This is a genomic window from Prevotella sp. MGM2 (assembly GCF_002933955.1).
Lineage (GTDB): Bacteria > Bacteroidota > Bacteroidia > Bacteroidales > Bacteroidaceae > Alloprevotella.
The window spans coordinates 1-1,797 of record NZ_BEWW01000042.1; the positions used below are offsets into that span (position 1 = coordinate 1).

Below are 1,797 nucleotides of genomic sequence, written 5' to 3' on the forward strand. Positions count from 1 at the left end.
TAATTCCTTATCAAGTAATCCAAACATAAATGTCATCGCCACATTAGAACGGTCTTTCGATTTTCTCAAAACCGCAGGTGCGCATTTTCTGGTCGGGATAGAGATGCCTCAAGATTGTACCCGTGAGCAGATCCTTCTCGAAAGCCATCACATCCGCATTGGGGCTGTGCCGCAGCATGGAATCCACGAACACGCCGACACCTGCCGACGGTTCGAGCATACGGGCGGGGCGGACGCTGTAATCTGCCAGCACGTCCGCGATGGTGTCGGTTATCTCTTTGGGGGTGTAGAAAGCGGTCAGCACGGACGCTTTCAGCGAATCCACAAACCGCTTGTACTCTGTTTCGTCCTTGCTGTTCTCACGGATAAGCCTGTGCAGCTCCACCGTCGGGGCGAACAGTTCGAGGTCGGATTTCGCCCACCGGACGGCATCCGTCAGTTCCTTTGCAGGGTTGAGGATACATTTCAGACCGCCGAAACCGCAGTACCTTTGAAGTATGGCACGCTCTTCAGTTGTCGCTGTCCTATTTTCCCTGTCAAGGATGAATGCCGTCCGTATCGCCTCGATGTTGTCCCGCAGTTTCTGTTTGCGGTTAAACGCCATATTCGTCTAAGTAAAGGACGGTTGCTCCCGTCAGCTCCGTGTAGAGCAGGTCGTAATCGGAAGACAGGGCGAAATTGTCATCCGAGAGGTCATAGACGGAGAACACGTTGCCGACAAGCGGCAGCAGTTTCAGGACAAAGGCTTCACGCTTCTCTTCCGGCACTTCATCGGCAAACTCGTTTTCCACGACTTCGCGGAGGATGGCGTAACGGGAATAATGCAGCCCGCGCAGCAGCGTGTCCATCGCCAGTTCCTGCGCACCATCGGCGGGATAGCCTTCAAGCCGTGCCCTCTCATACGTTTCGGCGGCACGGTCGGCCCGTTCCCGTATGAAAGCGGTGTCGTCAGCCTGTTCAAACTTGTTCGTGCGGAGATAGTCCAGCAGGTACAGACCGTAATAGGAAAAGTCGGTCTGACCCTCGTTTTTCTTCTTGTTGTTCATTACTTTGGATTTAGCGGATTGATAATTAACGGGATAATCGGTTGGAAAAAGGAAGAAAAAGGCACTCGGTATCCCTCCGAGTGCCACCACTAAATCCAAAGTATGAGTGTAATCCGGTATCGAAGAACAATTCATTACTCTGAACAAGTGGCAAAGTTAATACTATTTCTTCCGTCCTGAAAATTTCTTGTCCTTTTTAGCCTCCGGGAACACAAAAGTCGTGTTATATTCCCCGTCAAAGGCGACAACAGCATCGAAACTCTTGCCCTGTTTGCTCTTGAACCCTTTGAGCAGCTTGGTATGCCCTTCGGTGAGCAGGTCTTTGATTTCATCGTCGGACAGGGTGCGTCCCGCTTTCAGCCGGAACACGGGCAGTCCGCACTCCGTGTTGTCGCAGCGTACCACCTTGCCGTAGAACCGCATCCTGCCCGTGCCACACTTGGGACACGCGCAGCCGGAGTCACGGCTGCCGAAGAGCTTGTCGCACGAGATCAGTTCGGAGGTTATCTCACGTGTGTACGCCTCTATCTCCTTGCGGAAGGTGTCGTCGGACAGTTCCCCGCGCTCGATACGCGCCAGCTCCTTTTCCCATTCGCCCGTCATGGCAACATCGGCGATGCGCATCGTCTTGACGACGGAATTGAGGGCAAGTCCTTTTTCGGTGGGAACAAGCGACTTCTTGCAGCGTTCCATGTAACCGCGCTTGAAAAGCGTTTCGATGATGGAGGCGCGTGTGGCGGGAGTACCGATG

2 protein-coding genes and 1 pseudogene are annotated in these 1,797 nt (G+C 53.5%); all 3 read right to left on the reverse strand.

Annotation, left to right across the window (positions count from 1 at the left end):
* Nucleotides 1-46: 46 nt before the first annotated feature.
* Nucleotides 47-604 (reverse strand): annotated as a pseudogene (locus C5S62_RS00980) (DNA methylase); the annotation flags it as partial.
* Nucleotides 594-1,046, reverse strand: coding sequence for a DUF1896 domain-containing protein (locus C5S62_RS00985; protein ID WP_004304266.1), 453 nt, complete (start codon nt 1,044-1,046; stop codon nt 594-596). The pseudogene C5S62_RS00980 and the gene C5S62_RS00985, both read right to left, overlap by 11 nt.
* A 162-nt stretch (nt 1,047-1,208) precedes the next feature.
* Nucleotides 1,209-1,797, reverse strand: a 589-nt coding sequence (locus tag C5S62_RS00990) for a DNA topoisomerase (RefSeq protein ID WP_190311531.1), incomplete at its 5' end; no start/stop codon positions are given.

Excerpts from the sequence above, each read along its gene's own strand:
- C5S62_RS00985 (WP_004304266.1), bottom strand. The coding sequence starts at position 1,046 with ATGAACAACAAGAAGAAAAACGAGGGTCAGACCGACTTTTCCTATTAC.